General features: G+C 63.8%; 21 protein-coding genes. 15 read left to right on the top strand and 6 right to left on the bottom strand.

What is annotated here, in order from left to right:
• The first annotated feature begins 38 nt into the window (after positions 1 to 38).
• The 9 genes from trpA (at position 39) to ispF (ending at position 8,483) form a co-directional block, all read left to right on the top strand.
• A complete protein-coding gene (gene trpA, locus Q8R75_RS19345) occupies positions 39 to 851 on the top strand; it encodes a tryptophan synthase subunit alpha (RefSeq protein WP_305614156.1) in 813 nt (270 codons plus the stop codon).
• Entirely contained in the window at positions 848 to 1,717 is an 870-nt protein-coding gene (gene accD, locus Q8R75_RS19340; protein WP_305617319.1) for an acetyl-CoA carboxylase, carboxyltransferase subunit beta, read from the top strand. Before trpA ends, accD begins: the two co-directional genes overlap by 4 nt.
• Before the next feature lie 58 nt (positions 1,718 to 1,775).
• On the top strand, positions 1,776 to 3,068 hold the full coding sequence (gene folC, locus Q8R75_RS19335) for a bifunctional tetrahydrofolate synthase/dihydrofolate synthase (RefSeq protein WP_305613545.1): 1,293 nt from the start codon (positions 1,776 to 1,778) through the stop codon (positions 3,066 to 3,068).
• A gap of 24 nt (positions 3,069 to 3,092) precedes the next feature.
• Positions 3,093 to 3,731, top strand: a complete 639-nt coding sequence (locus Q8R75_RS19330; RefSeq protein ID WP_305613544.1) for an SPOR domain-containing protein — start codon at positions 3,093 to 3,095, stop codon at positions 3,729 to 3,731.
• Positions 3,728 to 4,222 (top strand): CvpA family protein, encoded by a 495-nt coding sequence (locus Q8R75_RS19325; RefSeq protein WP_305613543.1) that lies wholly within the window; start codon positions 3,728 to 3,730, stop codon positions 4,220 to 4,222. Before Q8R75_RS19330 ends, Q8R75_RS19325 begins: the two co-directional genes overlap by 4 nt.
• A 5-nt stretch (positions 4,223 to 4,227) precedes the next feature.
• Positions 4,228 to 5,757: an amidophosphoribosyltransferase gene (purF, locus tag Q8R75_RS19320; protein ID WP_305613542.1), complete on the top strand. Its 1,530-nt coding sequence runs from the start codon at positions 4,228 to 4,230 to the stop codon at positions 5,755 to 5,757.
• A gap of 285 nt (positions 5,758 to 6,042) precedes the next feature.
• Positions 6,043 to 7,257 carry an O-succinylhomoserine sulfhydrylase gene (locus Q8R75_RS19315; protein ID WP_305626084.1) on the top strand — a complete coding sequence of 405 codons (1,215 nt, stop codon included), beginning with the start codon at positions 6,043 to 6,045 and terminating at the stop codon, positions 7,255 to 7,257.
• Positions 7,258 to 7,266: 9 nt separating this feature from the next.
• The gene (ispD, locus tag Q8R75_RS19310; protein ID WP_305613540.1) at positions 7,267 to 7,962 is read left to right on the top strand and encodes a 2-C-methyl-D-erythritol 4-phosphate cytidylyltransferase; all 696 of its coding nucleotides are present in this window, start codon (positions 7,267 to 7,269) and stop codon (positions 7,960 to 7,962) included.
• The gene (gene ispF, locus Q8R75_RS19305) at positions 7,959 to 8,483 is read left to right on the top strand and encodes a 2-C-methyl-D-erythritol 2,4-cyclodiphosphate synthase (RefSeq protein ID WP_305613539.1); all 525 of its coding nucleotides are present in this window, start codon (positions 7,959 to 7,961) and stop codon (positions 8,481 to 8,483) included. The genes ispD and ispF overlap by 4 nt, the downstream gene beginning before the upstream one ends.
• Positions 8,484 to 8,715: 232 nt before the next feature.
• Here the strand turns inward: ispF and Q8R75_RS19300 are convergent, their stop codons facing one another.
• The 6 genes from Q8R75_RS19300 to Q8R75_RS19275 form a co-directional block, all read right to left on the bottom strand.
• Positions 8,716 to 8,916 (bottom strand): hypothetical protein, encoded by a 201-nt coding sequence (locus tag Q8R75_RS19300; protein WP_305626085.1) that lies wholly within the window; start codon positions 8,914 to 8,916, stop codon positions 8,716 to 8,718.
• Between the two features lie 542 nt (positions 8,917 to 9,458).
• Entirely contained in the window at positions 9,459 to 10,205 is a 747-nt protein-coding gene (locus Q8R75_RS19295; RefSeq protein ID WP_305613537.1) for an SDR family oxidoreductase, read from the bottom strand.
• Positions 10,206 to 10,330: 125 nt separating this feature from the next.
• Positions 10,331 to 11,161 (bottom strand): UDP-2,3-diacylglucosamine diphosphatase, encoded by an 831-nt coding sequence (locus Q8R75_RS19290; protein WP_305613536.1) that lies wholly within the window; start codon positions 11,159 to 11,161, stop codon positions 10,331 to 10,333.
• Between the two features lie 90 nt (positions 11,162 to 11,251).
• The gene (locus Q8R75_RS19285; RefSeq protein WP_305613535.1) at positions 11,252 to 12,385 is read right to left on the bottom strand and encodes a hypothetical protein; all 1,134 of its coding nucleotides are present in this window, start codon (positions 12,383 to 12,385) and stop codon (positions 11,252 to 11,254) included.
• A gap of 237 nt (positions 12,386 to 12,622) precedes the next feature.
• Entirely contained in the window at positions 12,623 to 13,258 is a 636-nt protein-coding gene (locus tag Q8R75_RS19280; RefSeq protein ID WP_305613534.1) for an ANTAR domain-containing protein, read from the bottom strand.
• The gene (locus Q8R75_RS19275; protein WP_305613533.1) at positions 13,251 to 14,423 is read right to left on the bottom strand and encodes a transporter substrate-binding domain-containing protein; all 1,173 of its coding nucleotides are present in this window, start codon (positions 14,421 to 14,423) and stop codon (positions 13,251 to 13,253) included. The genes Q8R75_RS19280 and Q8R75_RS19275 overlap by 8 nt, the downstream gene beginning before the upstream one ends.
• A gap of 269 nt (positions 14,424 to 14,692) precedes the next feature.
• Between Q8R75_RS19275 and Q8R75_RS19270 the strand changes: the two genes are divergently transcribed.
• The 6 genes from Q8R75_RS19270 to urtA all read left to right on the top strand — a co-directional run bounded on the left by Q8R75_RS19270 (position 14,693) and on the right by urtA (position 21,213).
• A complete protein-coding gene (locus Q8R75_RS19270) occupies positions 14,693 to 15,133 on the top strand; it encodes a N,N-dimethylformamidase, small subunit (protein WP_305613532.1) in 441 nt (146 codons plus the stop codon).
• A gap of 134 nt (positions 15,134 to 15,267) precedes the next feature.
• Positions 15,268 to 17,664: a N,N-dimethylformamidase beta subunit family domain-containing protein gene (locus Q8R75_RS19265; protein ID WP_305613531.1), complete on the top strand. Its 2,397-nt coding sequence runs from the start codon at positions 15,268 to 15,270 to the stop codon at positions 17,662 to 17,664.
• Between the two features lie 75 nt (positions 17,665 to 17,739).
• Positions 17,740 to 18,699, top strand: coding sequence for a hypothetical protein (locus tag Q8R75_RS19260; RefSeq protein WP_305613530.1), 960 nt, complete (start codon positions 17,740 to 17,742; stop codon positions 18,697 to 18,699).
• A gap of 10 nt (positions 18,700 to 18,709) precedes the next feature.
• Entirely contained in the window at positions 18,710 to 19,390 is a 681-nt protein-coding gene (locus Q8R75_RS19255) for a tetratricopeptide repeat protein (protein WP_305613529.1), read from the top strand.
• 4 nt (positions 19,391 to 19,394) lie between these two features.
• Positions 19,395 to 19,688, top strand: coding sequence for a hypothetical protein (locus Q8R75_RS19250; RefSeq protein ID WP_305613528.1), 294 nt, complete (start codon positions 19,395 to 19,397; stop codon positions 19,686 to 19,688).
• 346 nt (positions 19,689 to 20,034) lie between these two features.
• On the top strand, positions 20,035 to 21,213 hold the full coding sequence (urtA, locus tag Q8R75_RS19245; protein WP_305613527.1) for an urea ABC transporter substrate-binding protein: 1,179 nt from the start codon (positions 20,035 to 20,037) through the stop codon (positions 21,211 to 21,213).
• Positions 21,214 to 21,331: the final 118 nt, after the last annotated feature.

Here is a 21,331-nt window from a genome sequence, read left to right as displayed (position 1 = left end):
GCCGGGTGGCGGAAGCCGCCCGGCGACGGTTTCCGAAAATGTCCCGAATCACTCAAACATTGTCCGCGCTGGACGCCGCCGGTCGCAAGGCGCTGATTCCATTCGTCACCGCGGGCGACCCGGACCTGTCGGTCACGGTCCCGCTGATGCACACGCTGGTCGAGGCGGGTGCCGACATCATCGAACTCGGGGTACCCTTTTCCGACCCGATGGCCGATGGCCCGACGATACAGCGCGCGTCCGAACGAGCGTTGCTCAAGAAGGTGTCCCTGCGCCAGGTGATCGCGGCGGTGGCCGAATTCCGCACCCGCAACACGACGACGCCGGTGGTGCTGATGGGCTATGCCAACCCGATCGAGGCAATGGGCGTCGACGCCTTCGCCGACGCTGCCTCGGCGGCCGGTGCGGACGGCGTGCTGGTCGTGGATTACCCGCCGGAAGAGTCGCGCGAGTTCGCGAAGGTGGTTCGCGCAGCCGGGCTGGACGTCATCTTCCTGCTGGCGCCAACCTCGACCGACGCACGCATCCGCGCCGTCGGCGAAATCGGCAGCGGCTACATCTACTACGTGTCGCTGAAAGGCGTGACCGGCGCCGGCCACATCGACATCGATGCCGTATCGAAGCGCATTCCGCTGATCCGCGACATGGTCGGCCTGCCGGTCGGCGTCGGCTTTGGCGTACGTGATGGCGCGTCGGCGAAGGCGCTGGCTGTGGTGGCCGACGCGGTTGTCATCGGCAGCCGTATCATCGAGGAAATCGAGAACAGTCCGGCAGACGAAATACTGCCGCGCGTGAAGACACTGCTGAGCGGCATCCGCACGGCGATGGACAGCGTCGAGGTGGCGGCATGAGTTGGCTGCAGAAGCTGCTGCCGCCAAAGATCAACCGCAGCGAGGCTGCCGGGCGCAAGTCGGTGCCCGAAGGTCTGTGGTCGAAGTGTCCGGCTTGCGAAGCGGTGCTCTACACCGCCGATCTGGCGGCCAATACCGGCGTCTGTCCGAAATGCAGTCACCACTCGCGGGTACGTGCCCGCGTGCGGCTCGACGCCCTGCTCGACCGAGAAGGCCGCTTCGAGATCGGCGCCGAAGTCATGCCGGTCGATCCGCTTAAGTTCCGTGACAGCAAACGTTACGCCGATCGCCTGAACGCGGCGGCCGACGAAACCGGCGAGGGTGATGCACTCATCGTCCTGCAGGGTGCGATCCGGACGGTGCCGGTGGTAGTCGCCTGTTTCGAATTCGAATTTCTCGGTGGATCGATGGGTTCGGTCGTCGGCGAACGTTTCGTGCGCGGCGTGCGCGTCGCGGTCGAACAACGGCTGCCTTTCGTGTGCATCGCGGCGAGCGGCGGTGCGCGCATGCAGGAAGGTCTGTTTTCGCTGATGCAGATGGCCAAGACCACCGCTGCGCTCACCCAGCTGGCGCAGCACAGGCTGCCCTTCATTTCGGTGCTGACCGACCCGACCATGGGCGGCGTATCCGCCAGCTTTGCATTCATGGGCGACATCGTCATCGCCGAGCCAGGCGCGCTGATCGGTTTCGCCGGCCCGCGCGTGATCGAACAGACGGTGCGCGAAAAGCTGCCGGAAGGATTCCAGCGCGCCGAGTTCCTGGTCGAAAAGGGCGCTGTCGACATGATTGTTGATCGCCGCGAAATGCCCGACCGCATCGCCGGCCTGCTGTCCGCGTTGCAACGCATGCCTGCACTGACGTGCTGAAGCGGACCGATCCGCGACCTCTGCGTCGCATGACAACAGTGCCCGGCCTGTCGATCCGATGCCGCTGACGCTTACCGAGTGGCTGCAGCACCTCGAAGGCCTGCATCCGAAGGTGATCCAGCTCGGGCTGGACCGCGTGCTCAGCGTCAAGGCGGCGCTTGGCATCACGCAACGCATCCCGCTGTTCATCGTTGGTGGCACGAACGGCAAAGGTTCGACCTGTGCCATGCTCGAACGCATCCTGCGTTGTGCCGGCTATCGTGTCGGCACTTATACGTCGCCGCATCTGCTGGCCTACAACGAACGCGTGCGCATCAACGGCGAACCGGCCAGCGATGAGGCTCTGTGCGCCGGATTTGCCGAGGTCGAACAGGCGCGCGGCGACACCGCGCTGACCTATTTCGAATTCGGCACACTGGGCGCATGGCAGGTGTTCGAGCGCGCTGACCTCGATGTGATCGTGATGGAAGTGGGGCTGGGTGGCCGGCTTGACGCGGTGAACGCATTCGACGCCGACTGCGCCATCGTCACCAGCGTCGATCTCGACCACATGGAATATCTCGGTGATACGCGCGAACTGATCGGTCGCGAGAAGGCCGGCATTTTCCGCGCGGGGCGTCCGGCCATCGTCGGGGATCCGGTGCCGCCGGCCACGGTGATCGAATACGCCCAGACGATCGGCGCGGTGCTCAAGGTGTCCGGCCGCGATTTCGGCTTTGCCGGTGATCGGCAGCAGTGGGGCTATTGGCGGCGCGAGCCCGAGCGGCTGGTCAAGCGCGGCGGGCTGGGCTATCCGGCGCTGCGCGGTGCCAACCAGCTGCTCAATGCATCGGCGGTGATCACGGCGCTGGACGCCATGTCCGACCAGGTCCCTGTGTCGGTGGGCGACATCCGGCTAGGGTTGGCCACGGTCGAACTGCCCGGTCGCTTCCAGGTGATGCCCGGTCGTCCGTCCGTCATCTTCGACGTCGCGCACAACCCGCACGCCGCCTCGGTGCTGAACGAGAACCTGTCCAGCATGGGTTTCTACCCGGAAACCTGGGCCGTGCTCGGCATGCTGCGCGACAAGGACATCGCAGGCGTGCTCGACCGGCTCAAGGGACGCATCGACCACTGGATGCTGTGCGACCTCGGCGGCCCGCGCGGTACGCTGGCCGCCGATATCGCCGTAATGATTGCCGAACAGGGCATTCCGGGGAGCGTGTCAACCTTCGCCAGCCCGGTCGACGCGTGGCAGGCGACCCGGGAACGGGTGGGTGCAGATGATAGAATCGTGGTGTTCGGATCCTTCCTCACCGTCGCCGAAGTCATGCGCGAATACGCGCACTCGCCCTTGCCTGCCAAAGGCTGACCCCACCCGCAGGATGTGCCCGACGTGGCTTCTACCGCACCCGATCTCCAGACTGAATTGCGCAAGCGCGCCCGCCGGCGCCTGCTCGGCGCCATTGCGCTCGCCCTGACCGCAGCCATCGTGCTGCCGGTCGTGATGGACCACGAGCCGCGCGCCCCGGCGCAGGACATCGCAGTGCGCATTCCGCCGCGTGACAGCCTGCCGGCACTTGCCCAGCCGGCGCGGCCGGAGACGACCGAGGCCGATGTGATGATTCCGCCCGCGCCGCCTGATTCCGAATCCAATGCGCCGGTGACGACCGAGTCAGTGCCCGTCGTGCCGCCCGCGCCGGTTGCCGCTCCAGCTAAGGCCGAGCCGCCCAAACCGGCTGCTGCGCCGGCTGCAGCCAGCGAAGTGTCGCGCGTGGCCGCCCTGCTTGATGGCAAGTCGGGGTCCTTTGCACTGCAACTGGGCGTGTTCAGCGACGCGGCCAATGTGGCCAAACTTCGGGCGCGTGCCAGGGAACTGGGTTTCCCTACCTTCACCGAACCGGTGAAACTGGAAAACGGCCAGTCGCGCACCCGCGTCAAGGTCGGGCCGTTTCCGAGTCGCGCCGCAGCCGAAGCTGCGCAACGCAAGCTTGAAGCGGCCGGCATGCGTTCGATGGTGGCGCCGGCTGCATGACTGTGCTGGACTACATCCTGATCGCGATCGTGGCCGTGTCCACGTCGATCGGGTTGATGCGCGGTCTGGTCAGCGAAGTGATCGCCCTGGCGGCGTGGGTGCTTGCCTTCATCGTCGCCCGACAGTTCGGCGGCGATGTCGCGCTGCTGCTGCCGGCCGGCCTGCAGGATCCGGGGTTGCGCATGGTCAGCGGTTTCGCGCTCGCCTTCGTCGCGGTGTTGTTGTTATGTGGCGTATTGCGCTGGGTTTTGCGCTCGCTGATCAAGGCGACCGGACTCGATTTTCCCGATCGTGTGCTCGGGGGCTTGTTTGGGCTGGCTCGGGCCGCATTTATACTGCTTCTGATCGTGGTCGGTGCAGCCTTCACGCCCGCCCCCGAACAACCGTGGTGGCGCGCGGCGGCGCTGACGCCGCCGCTGGAAACCGCAGCAATCGCCCTGCGCCCGTGGCTGCCGGATGCAGTGGCAAAGAAGATTCGATTTAAGGCCTGACCATCATGTGCGGAATACTCGGCGTCGTTGCCACTTCTCCCGTCAATCAGCTCCTGTACGACGGGCTGCTCGTGCTGCAGCACCGTGGCCAGGACGCGGCCGGCATCGCCACCGCGCAGGGCCAGAAATTCCACATGCACAAGAGTTCCGGACTGGTGCGCGACGTGTTCCGCACGCGCAACATGCGCACCCTGCTCGGTGACTGGGGCATCGCGCACGTGCGCTACCCGACCGCCGGATCTGCCTACAACGCGGCCGAAGCGCAGCCTTTCTATGTCAATTCGCCGTTCGGCATCGTGCTGGCGCACAACGGCAATCTGACGAATTCGGAAGAGTTGAAGGTCGACATGTTCCGCACCGACCTGCGGCACATCAACACCACGTCCGATTCGGAAGTGCTGCTGAACGTGCTGGCGCACGAAATGATGCAGTCGCTGCGCGAGCGGCCGACCTTCGACGAGCAGACGGTGTTCCGCGCCGTGGCCGGCGTGCATCGGCGCTGTCGCGGCGCCTATGCCGTGGTGGCGATGATCGCCGGCTTCGGACTGCTTGCGTTCCGCGATCCGTACGGGATCCGCCCGCTGGTCATCGGCACACACGAGACCGAACAGGGCACCGAATGGCTGGTCGCCTCGGAGAGCGTTGCGCTCGATACGCTGGGCTTCACGCTGCTGCGCGACATCGCGCCTGGCGAGGCGGTGCTGATCTCGCCGGAAGGCACGATGCAGTCGCTGCAATGCGCCGCGCACCCGACGCAGGCGCCCTGTCTGTTCGAATACGTGTACCTGGCGCGCCCCGATTCGCTGATGGATGGCGTGTCGGTGTACGAATCGCGCGTGAAGATGGGCGAATTTCTTGCCCAGAAGATCCAGCGCGACCACGCCGGCCTGCAGATCGACGCGGTCATCCCGATTCCCGATTCCAGTCGTCCGTCGGCGATGGAACTGGCCCGCGTGCTCGACGTGCCTTACCGCGAAGGCTTCGTGAAGAATCGCTACATCGGCCGTACCTTCATCATGCCGGGCCAGGCAGTGCGTCGGAAGTCAGTGCGCCAGAAGCTCAATGCGATCACGCAGGAGTTTCGCGGCAAGAACGTGCTGCTGGTCGACGACTCGATCGTACGCGGCACCACCAGCCAGGAAATCGTGCTGATGGCGCGCGAAGCCGGCGCGCAGAAGGTGTACTTCGCCTCGGCGGCGCCGCCGGTGCGTTTCGCCAACGTGTACGGAATCGACATGCCGACGCGCGACGAGCTGATCGCGGCCAACCGCTCCGACGAGGAAATCCGCGTCGCCATCGGTGCCGACGAGTTGATCTACCAGACACTGGACATGCTCAAAGCCTCGATCACCGCCTGCAACCCGTCGATCGAACAGTTTGAAACATCGTGCTTCGACGGCTGCTACGTCACTGGCGACGTGACCGCCGCCTACCTCGATGGCGTCGAAAACCAGCGCAAGGGCGCGCCGCCGCAGTCCGATGACGACAGCGGTCAGCTTGACCTGAATCTGGTCACCTCGGAAGAAAACGCCTGAAAAGGTTCATGAGCTTTCCCGAGATCCGGCTTGACCTGCCTGGCGGACCGGCAGTAATGTCCGGATATGCGCCGATTTGAATCCAGCTTGCGGGCGCGCGGGTCGAGGTCGCTTCGAGACACTGACCCGGACAAATACGGCTAAAGCGGCGAAACGAATGCATTCCCGAACCCGTTTTGCCCTACCGGCAAAACGGGTTTTTCTTTTGGGGCTTGTGTTTTCGCTTGTCCGTTTTCCGCTTTTTCGATACCTGATTGCCGGCACTCGCGCCGGCTGGAGCACAGCATGAGCAGTCCTGAACTTACGCCGTCCGGTCCGGCGGCATTCGATCCGGATCACTACGATCCGGAAACACTGGCGGTACGCGCCGGCATCGAGCGCAGCCAGTTCGGCGAACACAGCGAAGCGCTTTACCTGACGTCGAGTTTTGTGTTCAACAACGCTGCCGAGGCGGCGGCGCGTTTTTCGGGTGCCACACCCGGCAATGTGTACGCGCGCTTCACCAATCCTACCGTCACGATGATGCAGGACCGCCTTGCCGCGCTGGAAGGTGCCGAGGCGTGCGTGGCCACCAGTTCCGGCATGTCGGCCATCCTGTCGATGGTGATGGCGCTGCTCAAGGGCGGCGACCACATCATTGCTTCGCGCAGCATTTTCGGCTCGACCCAGCAGCTGTTTGCCAACTACTTCGAAAAGTTCGGCATCTCGACCACGCTGGTGGATGCAACGGACATCGCTGCCTACCGTGCGGCTGTGCGTCCGCAGACCCGGCTGTTCTTCATTGAAACGCCGTCGAACCCGTTGACCGAGGTGATCGACATCGCGGCCGTCGCCGAGGTGGCGCACGAGGCCGGCGCGCTGCTGGCGGTCGACAACTGCTTCTGTTCGCCGGCGCTGCAGAAGCCGCTCGAGCTGGGTGCCGACATCATCATCCACTCCGCCACCAAGTATCTGGACGGGCAGGGCCGCGTACTGGGCGGCGCGGTGTGCGGCCGCAAGGCAGAGATGGACGAGGTGCTCCGCTTCCTGCGTACTGCAGGCCCCACGCTGTCGCCGTTCAATGCATGGATCATCCTGAAGGGGCTCGAAACGCTATCCATCCGCATGGAAGCGCAGTCGGCCCGGGCGCTGGAGCTGGCGCGCTGGCTCGAAAAGCAGGCCTGGGTCGAACGGGTGTTCTATCCAGGTCTTGAATCGCATCCGCAGCACGCCATTGCGATGCGCCAGCAGAGCTCAGGCGCCGCCGTGGTGGCGTTTGAGGTGAAGGGCGGACGCGACGAGGCGTGGAAGCTGATCGACTCGACACGCATGCTGTCGATCACCGCCAACCTGGGTGACACCAAAACGACGATCACGCACCCGGCGACGACGACGCACGGTCGCATTTCGCAGGAGGCGCGTGACGCGTCCGGCATCCGAGACAGCCTGATCCGGCTTGCAATCGGGCTCGAATCGGTCGCCGACATGCAGCGCGACCTGTCGCGCTGGCTTGCGGTTTAGGGGCGGCCTGTGCCGCGCCACATCGCGCTCGTTCCCGCCGCCGGCAGCGGCAGCCGTTTCGGTGCGCATCTGCCGAAGCAGTATCTGCCGCTGGCCGGCAAACCGCTGATCCATCATGCGCTGGCGACGCTGTGCGCGCACCCGTGCATCGACCGCGTGGTGGTCGTGCTGTCGCCTGATGACCTGTACTGGCGCGACCATGACTGGACGGCGCTCGGGAAAAAGCTGATGCCGGTGCATTGCGGCGGTGCCAGCCGGGCGGTGTCGGTGCGCAATGGTCTGTTCGAACTGACCGGCTGGGCGCGGCCTGACGATTGGGTGCTGGTGCATGACGCCGCGCGGCCCTGCCTCAGCGGTGCGCTGCTGGACAGGCTGATCACCGAACTGGCGGATGATGCCGTCGGCGGTCTGCTCGCCGTACCGGTCGCCGACACCCTCAAGCGCGCCGACGCTCATGACAGGGTCGAATGCACCGTGCCGCGCTTAGCCATGTGGCAGGCGCAGACCCCGCAGATGTTCCGGCTTGCGCTGCTGCACGACGCGCTCGACCGCGGCACCGATGTCACCGACGAAGCGTCGGCGATCGAGGCAGCGGGCCTCGCGCCAAAACTGGTTGCATCGAGCGCCGGCAACCTCAAGGTGACCTGGCCGGAAGACATGAAACTGGCCGAACTGATCCTGCGCACCCGGGAGGAACCGCGATGAACAGCCTGATCAATCCTCCGCCGTTGCCATTCCGCATCGGCCAGGGATTCGACGTCCATCGACTGGTTGACGGCCGAAAATGCATCATCGGCGGCGTCAACATTCCGCACGGGAAGGGCCTGCTGGGCCATTCCGACGCCGATGTGCTGCTGCATGCGATCACCGATGCCCTGCTCGGCGCCGCCGGCCTGGGCGACATCGGCCGGCTGTTCCCGGACACCGATGCGGCCTATGCAGGCGCCGACAGCCGTGTGCTGCTGCGCGAGGCGGTCAGACGGGTGCGCCAGACGGGCTGGCTGATCGGCAACATCGACGCGACGGTGATCTGCGAACAACCGAAGATCACGCCGCATGCGGCCCAGATGGCAGCCCACATAGCGGCTGACTGCGGCATCGCGCCGGACGCTGTGAATGTAAAGGGAAAGACTTCGGAAAAGCTGGGCTACACCGGTCGCGGTGAAGGCATTGCGGCGCAGGCGGTCGCCCTGCTGATTGCGCCGCCGCCACCCTCCATGGGTTGAACGGCAACGGGCCGAAATGAAAAACGCCGCCAGCGTGGAATGCGCCGGCGGCGAATCGAGCAGGAAACCTGTCAGCCTGTCTTGTCGAGCAGCGGTCGCAACCACTTTGCGACGCCGCGTCGCCTCAGTACCTCGCGTTGTTCCGGTGTGAGCCGGATAGTGACAGGTACCGTCGGATCAACGGGTTTACGGCCGGCACCGACACGGGTGCCGCCGTGCGGTGACCGCGACATTACTTCCGATCAAAGGTCGGAGACTTTTCCGGCACCACGTGGGTGAGATCACCTTCGCCGATGAAGTAGTGATCGGTGCGTTTAGCTGACCGATTGTCGACCACCCCGAATGTCTTGTTGCTGTGGTGGTTGTACATCGTCGACATCTGCGCCGCCTTGCCGCTGTTGAAAAGTGCCTTTGCCTGATCCAGTGTAAGCATTGTCATAACCAACCTCCGTTGAGATGTCCGTGACGTGAGCCTTGAATAGAAACTGAGTGCAACCTTTGACGAACTGGTACTTCCGGTTACGCCGTCAGCGCCTTTATCGCGCGCGGCTTTTTTTGTGTCCCTTGGGCCCCGCTACCTGCTCTCCTTGGGTTGATCCAGCCTGCGACATGCTGGCTGCCAGCTTCAAAGTAAGACATCAATCAAGCCGTTTCAAGTAGTTTTTGAAACTGTTTTCTCGCTTGAAAACAAAGCGTTGGAGAATTTCTCTTCTGCGGCGCAGCATCTTCTGCAGTCACCTCGAATACCGTGAAGTGGGTGCTGACCGCAAAGGCGCTCCGGCATTGCATGTAAGTGGATTCTTCGCTAGCAGCAAGAGATTAGCGCGATAAGTTGTCGCAAGCGCCTTGATCTGCGCGACTCTGTGTCGTCTGCACCGGTCAAGTGGGTGACTGTTGCATCGCGTCATCAAGGCGCCGTCCCGCGACCGGTCGCGGGGCACTTTTCGTCGGGTCGATCTAGCTGTCAGCGCCGGCTCAGCGCCCGCCGCTGACGTCCAGCAGTGCGCCGGTGGTGTAGGAAGCGTCGTCCGACAGCAACCACAGGATGGCGCGTGCCACTTCTTCGGGCTCGCCGCCTCGCTGCAGCGGTACCGAAGATTTCACCCGGTTCACCCGATCCGGTTCGCCGCCGGCGGCATGGATGTCCGTACGGATGACGCCGGGCCGGACGGCATTCACGCGGATGCCATCGGCCGCCACTTCCTTGGCAAGCCCGATCGTGAAGGTGTCGATGGCGCCTTTTGACGCTGCGTAGTCGACGTACTCGTCAGGCGAGCCAAGCCGCGACGCAGCCGACGACAGGTTCACGATGGCGCCACCGGCGCCGCCATGCCGGCGCGACATGCGGCGCACGGCTTCGCGGGCGCACAGCATGCTGCCGATCACATTGGTTGCGAACACGTGACCGAGCCGCGCTGCGCTCATGTCTTCGACCCGACTTTGCGATTCGAGCATGCCGGCGTTGTTCACCAGCGCCGACAGGCGGCCGAAGGCGCTGTCGACATCGCGGAACAGCCGCTCGACATCCGCCTCGATGCTCACGTCGGCCGCCAGTGCGAGCGCTGTGCCGCCGGCCCTGGAGATATCGCTGACCAGTGATTCGGCTGCGTCGCGCTGCCGCAGATAGCCGACCACCACGGCATCGCCTTGTGCTGCGGCCAGACGTGCAGTCGCCGCGCCGATGCCTCGACTGCCGCCTGTGATGACGATGATTCGGTTCATGTTGAAGAAATGCGCGAAGGCGATACTCGAGATCCGGAAGGATCAGCCGGCCTGAAACCTTAGCGCGATTGCCGTCAGCCAGCCAGCGGGCGCGTAGCGGTCGGCGCTCGGCGAAAACGCCGCGATCAGTGACTCATCACTTCCTCAGCGACCGGTAGCGTCATGCGGGCACCCGGCGTGCGCAGGAACTGGCCCCAGTCAATGATGGCGAACCGGCCATCGGCGTGTTCGACGATGGCGGTGCAGCTGTCCACCCAGTCACCGCAGTTCATGTAGACGAGCCCGTCGATGGTGCGCTGGGCGACCGCATGGATGTGGCCACAGATGACGCCATCGACGCCGCGGCTGCGCGCCTCGTGCATGACGGAATCCTCGAAGTCAAAGATGAAACTGACCGCGCTTTTTACCTTGCGCTTGGCATAGCCGGCCAGTGACCAGTAGCCTGCAATGCCGAGCCGGCGGCGCACGCGCGACATCCACGCATTGATCCACACCAGCGTGTTGTAGGCCACGTCACCAAGCAGCGCGACCCAGCGGTGGTGGCGCGTCACCTGGTCGAAGTCGTCGCCGTGCACCAGCCAGTAGCGCTTGCCATCCGCGGCGACGTGGATGTGATCGAGCCTGATCGCAATGTCGCCGAATACGGTGCCGGCATATTCGCGCAGCGCCTCGTCGTGATTGCCCGGCACGAAGACGACCTGCGTGCCCTTGCGGGCACGCCGCAACACCTTCTGCACGACGGTGTTCTGGGCCGGCGTCCAGTGGATCGAGCGGCTCATCGACCAGAAATCGATGATGTCGCCAATCAGATAGAGATAGTCGGATTCGTAATGACGAAGGAAGTCGAGCAGCGCATCGGCCTGACAGCCGCGCGTACCCAGATGGATATCGGACAGGAACAGTGCGCGTACGTGCTGGGGCGCGACTTCGTCGGCGGGAAGATCGGAAACATTCACCGGCCGGATTCAAGCGTGTCCGTGTGACAGGGCGGTGACGCGCGCGCGAAGAATTGGCGGCGCGGCGGGCGCCGCGCCGCCGGCGCGGGCTCAGTACATCAGCTGCAGCCCGACGATGAAGCGGCTGCGCGAAGCCACACCGTCGCTGTCCAGCTCGGAGTAAAAGGCACTGAGCCGCGCGTTATGTCCTGAAATGACGTAATTCACACCGATGTCCCACTGGTCGCTGCGCGCACCGGTATCGGGCCGGAATGACTGAAAGCGCATGTGGGGTTCGAGTCTTCCAATGCCGATCGGCGTCGGAAACAGCCAGGCTGCGGTAAGCAGGTAAGCATTACCGGCGGTTGCGCCGCCGCAGTTTGTGACACGGCTGCAGCCGGGATCGGCAGGCGAAATGTCGGCCACGTCATCCGTATCGTAGTCGTACCAGGCGCCTTCGAGCGTCAGCACATCACCGCGTTGCAGACGCGTCTGCATGAGCGTATCCAGGCTCCAGGCGGTGTAGTCACCGCGGGTCAGCGCAGTGCCGACGCCATCCTTCTGCGTCCGCCAGGCGACACCGACTGTCAGCACTTCCTTTTCACCGTAGTAATGATTGCTGTTGAAATACTCGGCTTCCCGGTCGCGAAAGCTCCATGCGAAGCGGGTGGCGTACAGCAGCTGATGCGACTCGTTCGACATGTCGTGACCGCGATTCTTGCCCTGGAACGCACCCACCATGTATTGCAGTCGCCGGTCCAATACGCTGCCCCAAAGCGTCGCGCCATCGTCGCGGCCTGTGTAGGCGTTTGGGTTGCGCGACACCATGGGGTATTCCCACACATTGGCAAAGTAGGGGCCCGCCATCTGCTGCCGGTCACCCGGTACGACGTGGCGGCCGACCCACAAATTCACGTTGTCGGTCAGTTCGAACTGGCCGACCAGATCGAGCAGGCGCATCGATTCACCCGACAGGCGCGCGAAATTGGTCATCAGGCCGATCTGCTTCGTGAACTTCGCGACCGTGATGATGCGGAAGGAATCAAGCCGCAGGTCGCTGTCGTGCAACCCATCAGCCTGTTCGGCGCTCGTGTAGGCGGCGCTCGACCAGATGCCAAGCGTCAGCGAACTGTCGCCGGGTCCGGTGAAGGTCGGACCGGCAACTGCATTGCCCGCAGCGGCAAGGCCGGCGGCGAGCGTGAAGGCGAGCGACCCGCGTCGCAGGCGGGAAATCCTCTTCGTCATGGAGTGAGTGTCCTTTGGTGTGCCGTGGCTCGGTGCGGGACTGGGTCTTTGCCGGGTCTCCGCGCGATGCAGCCGGCCACGCCCCATCGTGGGGCGGACAGGGGCGGCCGGGTCGTGCGCGGCGCATTGTGCACCAATTTGGTGCAACGAGGTCGGGTCGGGTCGCGGTTCGGGAAGCGGAAACGAAAAGGGCGTGCCGGTGCACGCCCCTCGGCACTACGGATGCGCCCGAAGACCCTAGCCCGTTGGCCCCGACAGGATGGAATTGGCGTGGATGATGGCGCGTGCGATTTCTTCGGTCGGCACGCGGCGACTCATCGCCTGTTCGCGGATGATGCGGTAGGCCTCGCTGTCGCCGACATTGCGCGTGCGCATCAGGATGGATTTCGCTTCGTTGATCTGGTTGATGCCCAGCAGCTTCTGTTCGAGCCTGAGTACGCGTTTTTCGGCCTTGCGCATGGCTTCGTGCAGACCGACCGTCAGCACCAGGGTCGACAGGATGCCGGTCGAGCGGATCGGTGCCGTCAGCACACCCGTCGCACCCAGCTTGATCATGGCATCGAAGATGGTCGGGTTTTCGTAGCTGATGATGGCAATCACCGCAGGCGGCTGTTCCTGACGGACCCAGTTGAACGACATGCCCATGGCGTCCTGATCGACCGCACAGAACACCAGATCGACGTTGTCCGGCAGATCGGGCACCGGCGGCCAGAAGGTCTGTACCTGGCAGCCTATCCGCTGCAACTGCTGGGTCAGGGTTTCGCCGTCTTCATCCTTCGGGTGCAGCACGGCGACGCGCAGGCTGCGCAACTGCCTGAGGAATTCCGGCGTAAGACGCGCGCCGCGGCTGGAGGGGCGGGCCGGGCTACTCACGGCGGATCTTGTCGTCGGCAGGCACGCGCAGGCGATTGCTCCAGTCGTCGAACGAATGACTGACCAGATAGGGGTCAGGTTCGACGCCCGACAGGGTTTCCGCAAGTATCGTGAATTGCCCGCCGTCATTGACGCGGCCGATACGCGGAAAAAGCCGCGTGTGGTGATTGGTCGGGTTGACGCGGATGCGGCCCTGCGGCGCATCGAATTCCATGCCCAGCAGATGTGGCAGCAGTACATCGCGTTCGTCGCTGTTGGCTGCAGCGAAGGCGCCGGCAAACAGGTGCACCTGGTTGTACGAGGATTCCCAGCTCATGTTGGGCTCGACCTGGTAACCGAAGAGCTTGCGGAAGCGCGCCAGGCAGCTGCGGTTGCGTTCGGTGTCGATCGACTGGAAATAAGGGCCCGCCGTGTAGTGACCTTCGGCGATGCGCTTGCCCATTTCGGCGACTTCCTCCTCGCTGGTGCACAGGCTGGCGATCGGCATGCGCGCCGGATCGAGCCCTGCATCGGCGAAGGCCTGATAGAACATTCGCGTCGTCCGTCCGACGACGGTCGAGAAGATGAAATCGGGCTGCTTGGCCTGAATGTCCTTGATGATGGGCGCAAATGCGCTTTCCTGGGCGTCCAGCCGGACGTAGCGCTCGCCCAGCTTCGCGCCGCCCTGCCGCTGGTGCACGAAGTCGCTCATGATGCGGTTCGACTCGTACGGAAAGATGTAGTCGCTGCCCACCATATAGACACGCGCGCCGAAGCGGCTGGCCATGTAATCAGCCAGCAGCGCGCTGTTCTGGTTCGGTGCGCCGCCGGTGTAGATGACGTTTTCCGAAAACTCGAAACCTTCGTACATGGTCGGGCAGAACAGCAGGCGGTTCCACTTCTCGACCACCGGAAGTATCGCCTTGCGCGTGCTCGACATGTAGCAGCCGAAGATGACATTCACCTTGTCTTCAAGCACCAGACGTGTGGCGAGCGACTTGAACATCTGGGGGCTGGAGTGCGGGTCGTAATAGACCGGCACCAGTTCGCGGCCATTCAGTCCGCCGGCATCGTTGATTTCACGTATTGCGAAGAGCGTGCCGAGCAGCATCGAATTTTCGATGCGCGAGGTCACACCCTCGCGCGAAAAAAGGACGCCGACCTTGACCGGATCGGAGTTGGACACAGGACAGTGAAAGCGGAGAACGAAAAACGAATTTGATACTAACAGAGCTTGACGCAGTGCACCGGGCGTGACTAGTATTGAGCCATCTCCTCACATCGCCAGCACTGCCGATGTGAGGCAAGGCAAAAGGGCCTGCTCGAATCTCCGGATTCGGCAGGCCCTTTTTTTTGCGTCTTTTGTCTTGCCGCGCTGCAACAGGCTGGCTGCAGCGTCGAGGGATTGATGATCGGTTTTCCATCCCATATCCGTGTTCTGAAGGAGTCTGACCGATGATTTCAATACCGAAGAAGGGCACGCCGGAGCGCGATCGCCTGATCCGGGAGCATCTCGAATGCGTGCAGTCGATGGCGGGTGTCGCCGGTTTTTCGGTGCTCAAGTGCGCCACGCCGGGCGATACCACCGTCATCAGCGGCGGTGTACATGAAGACCCGCTGCTCAAGCGCGTGCTGCTGCGCATGCGGGGCGCCTCGACCAAGGGCAAGCTGGTCGTGATCTGTACCCGCCTCGATGCCGAATGGCGCATCGGGCGCTTGTCCGGCATCCGTGGTGTGCCGCCGGTATTTGCGACCGATGAGGTCTACACCAGCGAGCAGGACATCCAGCACGCCATCTTCCTGATGCGCCTCGATGAAATGCCCGATTCCGACGGCTTCCCCGAGCATTACCACGAAGGCTACAAGCGCCGCGACGACAACTGGCCGGTCACCTGATACCGCGCCTTTCGCGCCGACAGCCACTCAGCCAGCGACCCCGGCACTGACGCCCGGGCACGCACTTCCCGCAAATTTCAAGCAACGCATCCGAACCCCCGGAGGGCGGCGCTCGACCTGGAGAAACGAACACCATGTGTGCAATGAGACTGACCGGCTACGCCGACAAGTTCGGGGTTCACCCGGGCGACACGATCAAGTTCTACGTCAATTGCGATGGGCCGGCGAAGTACCAGGCATCCGTCGTGCAGATGATCAACGGCGACACCAACCCGCGCGGTCCGGGCTTCATCGAAAAGGCAGTGAAGGCGGACTGCGAAGGTGTATATGACGGCATCAAGCAGGTCGTCTACGGCGGGTCGTACGGTTTCGTGGCCGACGCGCCACAACTGAAGCCTGACAGTTTCACGCTGCAGTGCTGGATCTGGCCGACCACGCCAAAGACCGACAAGCGCTACTGGAAGCATGGCGCACAGGGTCTGGTGACCAAGTGGTCCGGTGGCAAGGGCTACGGCCTGTTCATCAACACCGATGGCTGCGTCGAACTGCGCATCAATGGTGAGACGTACACGAACGGCGCGCCACTGCGCGACCACGCCTGGCACTTCATCGCTGCCAGCTTCGACGCGCTGACCGGCGAAGTGGTGCTGCATCACGAGCCGCAGGTCGTCTATGCGCTGGACCCGGAGATTCCACCGGTCAAGGCGGTCTTCAGGGGCAAGGTGGAACACACCGGCCAGCCGCTGGTGATCGCGGGCTACGTCGATCATGTCGAACCGGGTCCGCTGGGGTTGCCGTCACTGCCGCAGGGCGTCATCGTCGGCGGCCACTACAACGGCAAGCTCGACAGCCCGCGCCTGTGCAATCGCGCCCTGTCGCGTTTCGAGATCGAAATGATGAAGGGCGGCGCGCAGCCCGGCCTGACCGAGCGCCGAAACGCCGGCCCGACCGGCGCGCTGTCGGAAGCCATCGTGGCCGCATGGGATTTTTCCGATGGCATCGACACGCTGGTGGCGAAGGACGCCGGTCCGTACCGCTTCAACGCCACGCTGGTGAATTGCCCGACGCGCGCGCTGACCGGCTACAACTGGGCCGGCCAGACCTTCGACTGGAAGGTCGCGCCGAAGGAATACGGGGCCATCCACTTCCACGACGATGACCTCGACAACGCACGCTGGGAGGTGAGCTTCGAGTGGACAGTGCCGACCGACATCAAGAGCCGGTTCTATGCCGCAAAGCTGACCACGCCCGAGGGCGATGAAGACTACATTCCGTTCTGGATCGTGCCGAAGATCGGCCAGGAACAGTCGAAGATCGCGGTCATGGTGCCCACGATCAGCTACATGGCCTACGCGAACGAACATGTGGCGTGCAACGCCGGTGGCGCGGAACTGTTCATCTATCGCGTGCCCATCATGCAGCAGCAGAACATGTTCCTCGCCGAGCACCGCGAGTACGGCGGTTCGATCTATGACACCCACACCGACGGCAGCGGCATCTGCCTGTCGTCGCGTCTGCGCCCCATCCTGAGCATCCGTCCCAAGTACGACCACTTCCTGGCCCAGGCGCCGTGGCAGTACCCGGCCGACCTGCACCTGATCTGCTGGCTCGAGCAGATGGGCTACGAGTACGACGTGTTCACCGACGAGGACGCGACCTACGACGGCCTGGCCCGGCTGGAGAACTACAACGTCATCATCACCGGCTCGCATCCCGAGCACAATTCGGGCACCCAGCTCGACGCCCTGCACAATTACACGCAGCGCGGTGGTCGCCTGATGTACATGGGCGCCGATGCCTGGTACTGGGTGCATTCATTCCATCCGGCCTATGACGGTCTGGGTCGTGGCGTGGTCACCGAAATGCGCCGCTGCGAATCCGGCATCCGCACCTGGCGCGCCGATCCGGGCGAGTACTACCACCAGGGCACCGGTGAGCTGGGCGGCATGTGGCGCTATCGTGGCCGCTACCTGCATTCGGTGGCGGGGACCGGCATGTCGTCCGAAGGCTTCGACATTTCGTCCTACTTCACGCGGACGCCGGAAAGTCTGGATCCGCGCGTGAGCTGGGCCTTCGATGGCATCACCTACGAAGAGAACCTGGGCAATTTCGGTCTGGTCGGTGGTGGTGCAGCCGGTCTTGAACTGGACATCGTGGACACCATGCTGGGTTCGCCGCCGCACATCCTCACCGTCGCCACGTCGGCCGGCCGTCATACCGAAGCCTACCTGCTGGTGATGGAAGATTTCGGCTTCAACCAGCAAGGTCTGGACGGCACCGTGCATCCGCGTGTGCGCGCCGACGTCACCTTCCATGAGACGCCGAACGGTGGCGGCTGCTTCGCCTTCAGTTCGATCGCCTACTGCGGTTCGCTGCCGTGGAACAACTGCGACAACAACATTTCGCGCCTGACCAAGAATGTGCTCGACCGCTTCATGCAGGACGGCCCGCTGCCGGCTGCGCCAAAGGAAGCGTTCAAGCACCGCGGTCGCGCGGATTACGAGTCGCCGGCGCTGGCGTCATCCACCTGAAGCCCACGCGCCCGTCCGCCGCAGCGTCGGCAGACGGGCAGAACCTGGCTGACCCATGTCGATCACGGAGGACGCATGCTTGATGAAATGATCCGACCTGCCGGTCTCGATGCCTCGGCGTTCCGATCGCTGCGCATGGCCCGGCGCGAAGACGAGGCGATCTGGACGCGCGACTGGGTGTGCGTCGGAACGACGCATGAACTGGCGGGCGTCGGTGACCTGTTGCCCTTCACTGCAGGCGATCACGCAATCCATATCCAGAGGATGGCGGGCGACGTCCTCGCAGGTCGATTCAACAAGGCCCAGCACGGCGGCTGCCGTGTCGTGCCGGTGCAATGCCAGCAGGGCACGAAGACACCGTGCTCGTTCACGTCGTGCGGACACAGCCGCGACCGGCCAATCATCGCGGCGTCGGAGCTGGGCGATGCCACGCCCGAAATGCACCAGTACCTCGGCCTGCGACCGGAGCGTCTGCTGCCGGTCCGCGTCGGCCGGATCGGGCCGCTGCTGTGCGTCAATCTCGATCCGCACGGCGAGCCGATCACCGACACGGCCAGATCGGTGCAGACAGCGGTTCCCGCGCTTTCGCGGCAGGACATGCCGCTGCAGGGCAGTCACTGGCAGGAGGTCGACGGCAACTGGAAGCTCGTGGCTCAGCGTCTGCTCGCCGCGGAACAACTGCCCCGTGCCTTCGGTGCCTCGGTCCTGGTGGCTGACACCACCCTTGTCGGCTTGCCGGCGAGGGCGCTCTGGCTGTTTCCGAACCTTGTTCTGCTGGCCCTGCAGCACGTCGTGTGCGCCGTCGTGCTGCAACCGGTGGCGCTGACGCGCACGCTGTGCCGCATCACCGTGCTCGGTGACGATGCCTTGCCCCCGGCCGACTGGCTGGCGCTGATCGGAGAACGCCTTTCGGACGTGGCGCCGGATGCACCGACACGAGCCGACGATGCCGTCGCGTCCTGGCTGGCGGGCGAAATGACGCACCGTCTCGAGAGGAACCGCCTCGACACACTCGACCTTGCAACGAACCCATGAAGGACATGCCATGAACACGTCGTCAAGACCCGTCGATGCCGCCGTCGCGGCCTATCGCGAAGGCCATCTCGCCGACGCCCATGAACGCTTCGCCGTGCTGGCCCAGGCGGGCGACCCGGAGGCGCAGGCGTGGATCGGTTCGCTGCACGCCAATGGCGAAGGCGTGCCTGCCGATCTCGAAGCGGCTTTCGTGTGGTATCTGCGCGCTGCCGAGCAGGATCACGTGCCGGCGCAAACCAATGTCGGTGCAATGCTCGTCATGGGGCAGGGCACCGTCGCCGATCCGCAGGCCGGGCTGCATTGGCTCACCCGCGCTGCGCAGGCCGGTGACGCCATGGCGCAGAGCAATCTTGCCACGCTGCTTTTCAAGGGCGACCGCGTGCCGCACGATGAAAAAGCCGCCGCCCACTGGTATCGCCGTGCGGCCGAACAGGGGCACTACCCATCGCAGGCGCGACTGGGTTTCATGTACGCAAACGGACTCGGTGTGGAGAAGGACCGCGCACAGGCCTTCGCCTGGCTTTCGCTGGCCGCGCAGCATGGCGTCGGCACGGCGCTGAACGCGCTCGAAGGCATCGTCGGTCAGATGTCGGTGGAAGAGAAGCACCGGGGTGCGGCGCAGTTCGACCAATGGCGGAGCCGGACCGCGGCGGTGTCATCGCCTGCGCGACTGGTACCGGTTCCGGGGTGACGCGATGACCTTCAGCGTGCAGCAGATCAAGTTCGAGTGCCTCAGCTACATCAAGGAATTCGGCGCGAAGACGGAAGAGTGGGCGATCGGCATGGCGGACGACGCCGAACAGGCGCTCTTCTCGGTCTGCGGCGTCGATACCCGGGATGACATCTGGCTGTGGAAGCCGACATTGTCGCCGGCCGCCGCCCGCACCGTCGTCGATTTCATGGTGGCCAGGCACCGGCTCCAGCCGGTTGCCGGCTTCGAATCAGGGCAACAGGGGCGCTGCATCTTCATGTACCGGATGCACCGCTGAAGTCGCGTCTGGAGCGCTGAGCCGGGGGCGAATTTGAACCCGGCGGACCGCCCATGCGCGACTGATGCGATGCACCAAAATCGATGCGAAATCAGCAGCGTCGATTTACTGAAAACAGTGCTTGACTCGCTGCATCCGGCTAACTAGTATCAGTACAACTCTTCGCATCGCCAGCATTGCCGGTGCAAAGAAAGGCAAAAAGGCCTGTGTGGATCTCCGGATCCGCCAGGCCTTTTTTTCGTTCTTTTTTTGAAATCGGCGATGTGGCGTTGCAACAAATTTTGTCGTCTGCGCTGTGCTGTCTTGAGTCATCCAAGCCTTAACCACCCATTCTTTCGAGGGAAACATGAAAAGTAATCTGCGTCGTGATCTGGTCAAAGCACTCGCCCTGGCATCCGTGGCGGGCCCGACGATGATGCGTAGCGCGTTCGCGCAGCAGGATGTGGTGAAGGTCGGCATCCTGCATTCGCTGACCGGCACCATCGCGCTGGCCGAAGCCTCAGTGGTCGATGCCGAAAAGCTTGCCATCGACGAGATCAATGCAGCCGGCGGCGTGCTCGGCAAGAAGATCGTGCCGGTGGTGGAAGACGGCGCGAGCGACTGGCCCACGTTCGCCGAAAAGGCCCGCAAGCTGCTCGGCCAGGACAAGGTGGCCGCGGTATTCGGCTGCTACACGTCGGCGTCGCGCAAGGCGGTGCTGCCGGTATTCGAACAGGCCAAGGGACTGTTGTACTACCCGACCTACTACGAAGGACAGGAACAGTCGCCGAACATCCTGTACACCGCGCACGAAGCCACCCAGCAATGCGTGCAGGGCTGCAACTGGCTGCTCGAGAACCGCGGCAAGACCTTCTATCTGATCGGTTCCGACTACATCTGGCCGCGCGTCACCAACAAGATTGCACGTCCGACCATCGTCAAGGGCGGCGGATCGGTGCTCGGTGAGGAGTACATGCCGCTGGGCAGTACGTCCTTCGGCTCGACCATCAACAAGATCAAGGCGGTCAAGCCCGACATCATCCTGAGCACCATCGTCGGCGGATCGAACGTGGCGTTCTACAAGCAGTTGAAGGCGGCCGGGGTCAACATGAAAAAGACCACGGTGATGGCGTTCGCCGTGTCGGAAGAAGAGGTGTCGGGCATCGGCAACGAGAACGTGCAGGACGTGCTCACCTGCATGAGCTACCTGCAGAGCCTCGACAACCCGGCGAACAAGAAATTCGTCGCCGCGTTCAAGGCGAAGTACGGCCAGAAGCGCGTCACCGGCGACACGCTGGCGTGCGCCTACACCGCGGTCTATCTGTGGAAGATGGCGGTCGAAAAGGCCAGGAGCTTCGATGTGGACAAGGTGATCGCCGCGTCGGCCAATCTCGAATTCACCGGACCGGAAGGCCTGGTGAGATTCCACGGCAGCAACCATCACCTGTGGAAACAGGCGCGCATCGGTGCGTTCGGCGCCGACGGCCAGGTCAACATGATTTACGAGTCGCCGCTGATCGAGCCCAACCCTTTCCCGACTATCTGAGCGGGTAGTTGCTGCGCCCGCCGTCGGACGGTGTGCGGCCGTCCGGCGGCGGGTTGTTGGCAAGCACCGCACCGGGCACATGCCGAAGGCACGTCATGTGCCTTCGGCACCGGCCTGT

It is taken from the genome of Methyloversatilis sp., assembly GCF_030696805.1.
Lineage (GTDB): Bacteria > Pseudomonadota > Gammaproteobacteria > Burkholderiales > Rhodocyclaceae > Methyloversatilis.
Note: the sequence above shows the minus strand (reverse complement) of the source record. Positions and strands in the feature narration are given on the sequence as shown.

What these genes read in the sequence shown, in the direction of transcription:
- trpA (WP_305614156.1), top strand. Translation starts at nt 39, where the DNA reads ATGTCCCGAATCACTCAAACATTGTCCGCGCTGGACGCCGCCGGTCGC.
- accD (WP_305617319.1), top strand. Translation starts at nt 848, where the DNA reads ATGAGTTGGCTGCAGAAGCTGCTGCCGCCAAAGATCAACCGCAGCGAG.
- folC (WP_305613545.1), top strand. Translation starts at nt 1,776, where the DNA reads ATGCCGCTGACGCTTACCGAGTGGCTGCAGCACCTCGAAGGCCTGCAT.
- Q8R75_RS19325 (WP_305613543.1), top strand. Translation starts at nt 3,728, where the DNA reads ATGACTGTGCTGGACTACATCCTGATCGCGATCGTGGCCGTGTCCACG.
- purF (WP_305613542.1), top strand. Translation starts at nt 4,228, where the DNA reads ATGTGCGGAATACTCGGCGTCGTTGCCACTTCTCCCGTCAATCAGCTC.
- Q8R75_RS19315 (WP_305626084.1), top strand. Translation starts at nt 6,043, where the DNA reads ATGAGCAGTCCTGAACTTACGCCGTCCGGTCCGGCGGCATTCGATCCG.
- ispF (WP_305613539.1), top strand. Translation starts at nt 7,959, where the DNA reads ATGAACAGCCTGATCAATCCTCCGCCGTTGCCATTCCGCATCGGCCAG.
- Q8R75_RS19300 (WP_305626085.1), bottom strand. Translation starts at nt 8,916, where the DNA reads ATGCTTACACTGGATCAGGCAAAGGCACTTTTCAACAGCGGCAAGGCG.
- Q8R75_RS19295 (WP_305613537.1), bottom strand. Translation starts at nt 10,205, where the DNA reads ATGAACCGAATCATCGTCATCACAGGCGGCAGTCGAGGCATCGGCGCG.
- Q8R75_RS19285 (WP_305613535.1), bottom strand. Translation starts at nt 12,385, where the DNA reads ATGACGAAGAGGATTTCCCGCCTGCGACGCGGGTCGCTCGCCTTCACG.
- Q8R75_RS19270 (WP_305613532.1), top strand. Translation starts at nt 14,693, where the DNA reads ATGATTTCAATACCGAAGAAGGGCACGCCGGAGCGCGATCGCCTGATC.
- Q8R75_RS19265 (WP_305613531.1), top strand. Translation starts at nt 15,268, where the DNA reads ATGTGTGCAATGAGACTGACCGGCTACGCCGACAAGTTCGGGGTTCAC.
- Q8R75_RS19260 (WP_305613530.1), top strand. Translation starts at nt 17,740, where the DNA reads ATGCTTGATGAAATGATCCGACCTGCCGGTCTCGATGCCTCGGCGTTC.
- Q8R75_RS19255 (WP_305613529.1), top strand. Translation starts at nt 18,710, where the DNA reads ATGAACACGTCGTCAAGACCCGTCGATGCCGCCGTCGCGGCCTATCGC.
- Q8R75_RS19250 (WP_305613528.1), top strand. Translation starts at nt 19,395, where the DNA reads ATGACCTTCAGCGTGCAGCAGATCAAGTTCGAGTGCCTCAGCTACATC.
- urtA (WP_305613527.1), top strand. Translation starts at nt 20,035, where the DNA reads ATGAAAAGTAATCTGCGTCGTGATCTGGTCAAAGCACTCGCCCTGGCA.